General features: G+C 67.6%; 6 protein-coding genes. 4 read left to right on the top strand and 2 right to left on the bottom strand.

Translation table 11 applies throughout. The annotated features are described in order from the left end of the window. The first annotated feature begins 58 nt into the window (after window positions 1-58). Window positions 59-799 (top strand): dienelactone hydrolase family protein, encoded by a 741-nt coding sequence (locus ACFXHA_RS44145; protein WP_379367208.1) that lies wholly within the window; start codon window positions 59-61, stop codon window positions 797-799. Between the two features lie 127 nt (window positions 800-926). Beyond that, on the top strand, window positions 927-2,501 hold the full coding sequence (locus ACFXHA_RS44150) for an FAD-dependent monooxygenase (protein WP_379367210.1): 1,575 nt from the start codon (window positions 927-929) through the stop codon (window positions 2,499-2,501). Between the two features lie 23 nt (window positions 2,502-2,524). Here the strand turns inward: ACFXHA_RS44150 and ACFXHA_RS44155 are convergent, their stop codons facing one another. Continuing rightward, window positions 2,525-2,908, bottom strand: a complete 384-nt coding sequence (locus ACFXHA_RS44155) for a PLDc N-terminal domain-containing protein (protein WP_379367212.1) — start codon at window positions 2,906-2,908, stop codon at window positions 2,525-2,527. Window positions 2,909-3,208: 300 nt separating this feature from the next. Between ACFXHA_RS44155 and ACFXHA_RS44160 the strand changes: the two genes are divergently transcribed. Next, entirely contained in the window at window positions 3,209-4,087 is an 879-nt protein-coding gene (locus ACFXHA_RS44160) for an alpha/beta fold hydrolase (protein WP_379367214.1), read from the top strand. A gap of 38 nt (window positions 4,088-4,125) precedes the next feature. Continuing rightward, window positions 4,126-5,208, top strand: coding sequence for a GlxA family transcriptional regulator (locus tag ACFXHA_RS44165; RefSeq protein WP_379367216.1), 1,083 nt, complete (start codon window positions 4,126-4,128; stop codon window positions 5,206-5,208). Here ACFXHA_RS44165 and ACFXHA_RS44170 read toward each other — a convergent pair. Continuing rightward, on the bottom strand, window positions 5,184-5,912 hold the full coding sequence (locus ACFXHA_RS44170) for a helix-turn-helix domain-containing protein (protein WP_379367218.1): 729 nt from the start codon (window positions 5,910-5,912) through the stop codon (window positions 5,184-5,186). The genes ACFXHA_RS44165 and ACFXHA_RS44170 overlap by 25 nt on opposite strands. Between the last annotated feature and the right edge of the window lie 376 nt (window positions 5,913-6,288).

The following is a 6,288-nucleotide window of genomic DNA, read 5'->3' on the forward strand; positions in this document are numbered from 1 at the left end:
ACGTAAAGACGTGTCGCTGGGAGCGCCTCGGTAGCAAGACTTTCCGAGAGGCACCATCATGCAATTCATTTCCGAGAAGCCCGAAAACGGCGTCGTAGAGCGCGATTTCACGATCGGTGAGATCACCGGCGTGCTGTGGTCGCCCGAAGCTCCCGAGCCGGGCGCACCACTGATTCTGGTGGGCCACAGCGGCGGCGTGCACAAGCGCGCACCGAATCTGGTGACCAATGCCCGGCATCTGGCAACCGAGTCCGGCTATTTCGTCGCCGCCATCGATGCTCCCGGGCACGGGGATCGGCCCCGCAATGCCGAGGACGAGCGGTGGGTCGAGCAGCTTCACGCTGCGCGCGCCGCCGGTCAGCCGATGGACACCATCATCGCCGAGTTCAATCTGTCGCTGGCCGAGCGGGCCGTGCCGGAATGGCGGGCGACCCTCGACGCCCTGCAGGCGCTGCCCGAAATCGGTCCGGACGCACCGGTCGGGTTCGGCGGCATCACCCTGGGCACCGTGATCGGGATGCACCTGGTGGCGGTCGAACCGCGGATCAAGGCGGCGAACTTCGGCAGCGTCTTCGTCTTCGACGCACTATTCGATATCGCGAAACAGATCAGCATTCCGCTCACCCTCGATGTCGCCTGGCACGACGAGGAAATCGACCGGCAACCCAGCTTCGCGCTCTTCGACGCTTTTGCGTCGGAGGACAAGATTCTGCTGGCGCGGCCGGGTCGGCACAATCAGATGGCCAGTTCACAGCCCGGTTATGGCGCATGGTTCCTGCGCCAGCATCTCGGCCGGTAGTCATAGAAGAGGGAAAGAATCTCGAATCCTTTCCCTCTTCAACATATATCGCACCCCGGGGCTTGCGGCAAGACCCCCGTCATCCCGCACTATTGCTGACCTGAGCCGAGATTCACGAATGGGGTAAGTGCGAGTGCTTGAATTCGATGTCGACGTGATCATCGTGGGTGCGGGCCCGACGGGCCTGATGCTGGCCGCCGAACTGGGGCTGGCCGGGGTGCGGCCGCTGGTCCTGGAACGGTCGCCGCAGATGCGGACCGTGCCGAAGGCCAACGGCCTCAGTGGGCAGATCGTCCAGATGCTGCGTTATCGGGGTCTCACCGAGCGGCTCGAGGCGATCGGCCAGGTCGCGGGCGCAATGGTGGCGATTCCGTTCGGCGGCATGCAGGTGGACTTCACGCCGCTGGCGGATTCGCCGCTGGAGGCCATGCACATCCCGCAGCCGAAACTCGAACAGTTGCTGGATGATTGGGCACGCGAGCTGGGCGCGGAGGTGCGGCGCGGGCACGAGGTGAGCGGGTTCGAGCAATCCGATGCCGCGGTGACCGTGGAGGTTTGCGGGCCGGACGGCGAATACCGGCTCACCGCAAGCTATGTGGTGGCCTGTGACGGTGCGCGCAGCCGCATCCGAACACTGGCCGGCATCGAGTTCCCGGGCCTCACCTATCCGGAGGTCAACCGGCTGGGCCAGATCCACCTGCCCGATTCCGTGCTCGTGCTGGACAACGGTGATCTCGAGGTCGCCGGGCAGGGCGTCCTGCACCCGGGCTTCACCCGCACCGAGCACGGTGTCTTCGCGATGGGCGGGGTCTCCCCCACCCGCACGGTGATGATCCAGACCACCGAGGACACCATCGCCGAAACCGACGACAACGAACCGCTGACGCTGACCGAGTTGCAGGACAGTATCCGTCGCATCGTGGGCGTCGAGCTGCCCATGATCGATCCGATTCGCCTGTCGCGCTACCAGTTCCAGGCCCGCCAGGCCGAACGCTACCGCGCCGGAAGGGTTTTCGTGGCCGGTGATGCCGCGCACGGGTTCCCGATGACGGGAGTCGGCCTGAACGCGGGCATGTCGGATGCGGTGAACCTGGCCTGGAAACTCGCCGCCGACCTGAAGGGCGGGGCACCGCAAGGACTGCTGGACAGCTATCACGACGAACGTCACTTCGCGGGCACCCGCATCATGATGCAGACCCAGGCGCAGGTGGCGCTGCGCCGGGGTGATGATCCGGCGGCGCTCGCCTTGCGCGAGTTGTTCCAGGAACTGCTCACCGACGAATCCGCACTGCGCCGCCTGGCCTCGCTCATCGCGGCCACCGAACTGCGGTATCCGCTCGCGAACCGCAACGGGCACCCGCTGACCGGAACCCTCGTCCCCGATCTGCCGCTGACCACCGAGCAAGGAAGGGTGGGCGTCGCCGACCTCGTGTGCTCGGCTCGCCCGGTCCTGCTCGTCCTGTCGGATCGCCCGGAGTTGCGCGAGATCGCCGAGGAGTGGTCCGGCCGCGTCGACCTGTGCACCGCCACCACCGCCGATCGCCCCGCCGACGCCTTGCTGATTCGCCCGGACGCCCATATCGCCTGGGCCGCAACGGTCGGCGAAGCACCCGACACCGCGGCACCGGCCCTGCGGGACGCCCTGACCACCTGGTTCGGCGCACCTCTGCGGGAGCCGGAATCCAGCCTGTCGAGGATCTGAGGAACGGGCCTAGCGGATCGCCGTCACAGCTGCTCGCCTTGTTCGCGGCGGCGATCCACCTCGCTCTGGCGGGCCTGTTCCTGCCTGCGGGCTTCGGCGCGTTGCTGTTCGGCGCGCTCGCGCAGACCGCGCAGGAAGGCTTCATCGGCCGCCGGATCCTGGGCGACATAGCGGCCGGGTCGATCGTATTCGGCGTAACCGGTATTCGAGCGCGGCCCGCGCGACTCGTTGAGCGGGCGGCCCAGCAGCAGCCACAGCAGTGCGCCGATGGTCGGAATGAAGATGACGATCAGCAGCCAGAGGCCCTTCGGCAGGTGACGGACACCGGTCTCGGGGCAGGTGATGATGTCGATGAGGCAGTACACCCACAGCACCAGCGTGATCAGTCCGGCAGCAGCGATCGGCATCGCATCCCCCTCGTAATTTCTGGCCGAGCATTCGACCGACGACTCCCCGTCAAGGCCGGAAACAGCCTGGTCCCGGTACTTTACCGAAGAAGCCGCAGTCATCGAATACCGACCGAACGCGACGATGATCACGCTCGACGGGAGCCTGTGATCCCACCCGGCGACACAGTCAGCCACTGACCCGATCGGCCACACCACTGATCGGTCCGGCCCGAGCTCTCGGCTCGGGCCGGATTCCGGCGTTCAATTTCGGCATGCCGCAACGGCGGCCGGAGTGAAATCGCTTGGAAGGAAAGACAAATGACCGAATTCGTGACGCTGGAGCACGGGCGGATCGCGTGCGATGTGGCCGGGGACGGCCCGCTGGTGGTGCTCTCGCACGGGATGGGGACCTGGCGAGCGGACTTCCGGCACCTGGTCGGGCCGCTGGTCGCGGCCGGGTATCGGGTCGTCAACGCCGACATGCGCGGGCACGGTGAATCCAGCCCGGATTGGCCGTCGGTGACGGGGAAGGCCGCCATCAGCCGCACCGACGTCGCCCTCGATCTGCTGGGTGTGATCCGGCATTTCGGAGGTCCGGCCGTGATCGTCGGGCATTCGCTGTCGGGTGGTTCGGCCACCATCGCGGCGGCCGAGGCCCCGGATCTGGTGTCGGCGATCGTCGAGATCAACCCGTTCACGCTGAAGTACGACCTCGATTTCGGTGCGATGTTCTCGATCGGCCGCTACCGCCGCGGCATGCTGCAGTTGATCGGCGCGCAGGTGCTGAGCTCGCCGCGATTGTGGTTCCGGTATCTGGAAGGCGTGGCCTACCCGACCGTGCCCGCCGATCAGGACGCCTACCTCGCCGGATTGCGCGAGTTGCTGGGGCAGCCCGAACGCTGGGCCGAGTTCATGAAGACCGGCAAGACCACCCCGGCCGACGCGCACGCCCGGGTCGCCGAAGTCCGTTGTCCCGCAATGATAGTCATGGGCGCGGAAGATCCCGACTATGCCCACCCCGAGCAGGCGGGCCGCGCGGTGGTCGAGGCGATGTCGCCGGGCCTGGGCAAGGTCGTGGTGGTCGAGCGGGGCGGCCACTACCCACACGCACAGTTCCCCGACCGGGTGGCCGCGCTGCTGATCCCCTTCCTGGACCAGCATGCCGCCCGCCGCACGACCGGATCGGTCGGCCACTGACCGTGGCGGACATCAGCGACGACTGCGATGATGGCGAGGTGCCGGCACCTCGCACCATCGTTTTCGTTGTCTTCCAAGGCATGCAGATGTCCGAGCTGGCCGGGCCGCTGGATGTGTTCGCCGTCCTCAACGGTGTCGCCGTGACACCACCGGAGCTGCTGCCGCCGGTGGTGCCGCGTGGCGGCCCTGCCGCCGGGCCGGACAGCCTGGCGCTGTGGAACACCGTCACCGACCCCCCGCCCTATCGATTGGTGGTGGCCGCTCCGGGCGGTCAGCCGATCACCGCCGACGGCGGCCTCACCATCTCGGTCGAGCATTCACTGGCCGATATCGCCGCGGGCGACGATATCGACACCTTGATCGTCGTCGGCGGCATGGTCGACGGCCCCGGGGCCGCCGCCGTGGTGCCGGAGCTCCCGGCCCTGGCCCGCAAGGCCCGCCGGATCTCCTCGGTGTGCGCGGGTGCGCTGCTGCTGGCGGCCGCCGGACTGCTCGACGGATATCGGGCCACCACCCATTGGGGATCCACCGACCTGATGGCTCAACACTTTCCACGGGTGAGCGTCGAACCCGACCGCATCTACGTGCGCGATCGCAATCGCTGGACCTCAGCGGGCATGTCCGCGGGCGTGGATCTGGCGCTGGCAATGGTGGAGGACGATCACGGTCGTGAAATCGCCGCACTGGTCGCCCGGCTGCTGGTGGTGTTCGCGCGGCGACCCGGCGGGCAGGCCCAATTCAGTGCCCAGTTGCGCACCCAGCCTGCCCGCACCCCCGCCATCCGCGCCGTACAGCAGTGGCTGCCCGAGCACCTCGACGACGATCTCGCGGTGGCAACCCTGGCCGACCGCGCCGGCATGAGCGAACGCCACTTCGCCCGCGCCTTCCGGCTCGAAACCGGCAGCACCCCGGCCTCTTTCATCGAAGACCTACGCGTCGAGGCCGCCCGCCGCCTGCTGGAATCCACCGACCTCACCATCGGCGCGATCGCCCGCCAGATCGGCTACCGCCACGCCGAAACCCTGCACCGCGTCTTCACCCGCCGCATGGCCACCACCCCCGAACGCTACCGCCAGCACTTCTCCACCAGCACAGTTCAATTGACGGGGACCAGGGAGTAGATCCACCAAGGTCGTTGCGGCATTTCGAATTTGAAGACCTGGATGTGGTAATTGATCAGCTCACCGGTTTCGGGCGAGCGCACCCGCGTGGGCCGGCGCTCGAGATCGGTCGCGATCGGCGGGACCTCGGCGGACCAGAACCGCTCCCATTCCGGTGCGGCACTGCAACGCTCGATGATGGCCGCGATGCGTTCGGGGGAATGGATGGCCGGGGCCATGTACCAGAATCCGTAGACCATGAAGTGGGCGTCGCGTTCCCAGTCGGCCATCACCTCGCGGGCGCGCGGGTCCAGCAGCATCCATTCGATGATGACGTCGCCGACCTCCAGCCCGGGAAACGCGCGCAGGTACGCGTCATTGGCGGCGACCAGGTCGACCGCGGGCAGGGTCTGGTAGCACGCCGGGTGCGGCAGGTCGCGCAGGAACTCGAGCTCATACGGTTGCGGAGGCGTGATCTCGCCGCCGAAGCTCGCCAGCTCGGGTTGCAGCAGGGTGGCGGCGTGCTCACGGAACACGGTCGGCACGTCCAGCGCCTGGAACAGCGCGCCGAGAGCGACCGCGGTCGGCTGCCGGGTGCCCTGCTCGATCTTCTGGATCAGCGCATCGGAGATACCCGCCTTGCGCGACAGCTCGGCCCGGGTCAGCCCGGCCGACTCACGGCGCTCACGCAAATACACCGCAATCTCAGAGCGAGCGGTCGTCACCAGTACCTCCAGAAACCCACAACGAGCGATAGTTCAGCTGGCTAATCTACCGCAACGGCACTGGGACAAATTGGGACAGGGCTCCGCCTTGACCGTAGGCCCACCCGATCGGGATGCTTTCCTCGCCGTGCCGGAGCACGAACAGTGGCAGGAAGCCCTGCACGGCGACACCGGGTGTCCGCGAGGGGACGGCACGAACGCGGACCACATCGGCTGTCGCCGAGATGTTCGGCGCTGCGTGCCGCAAGGTAGCCCGTCGTGGGGGGGGGGGGTGCCCCCCCGGCCCCCCCCCCCCCCCCCCCCAACCCCCCCCCCCCCCCCCCGGGGGGGGACCCGGGGCCCGGGATAAAAAAAAAAAAAACACAAACGCAGATAT

The sequence above is a fragment of the Nocardia sp. NPDC059240 genome, from assembly GCF_042753865.1.
Classification (GTDB): Bacteria; Actinomycetota; Actinomycetes; order Mycobacteriales; family Mycobacteriaceae; genus Nocardia.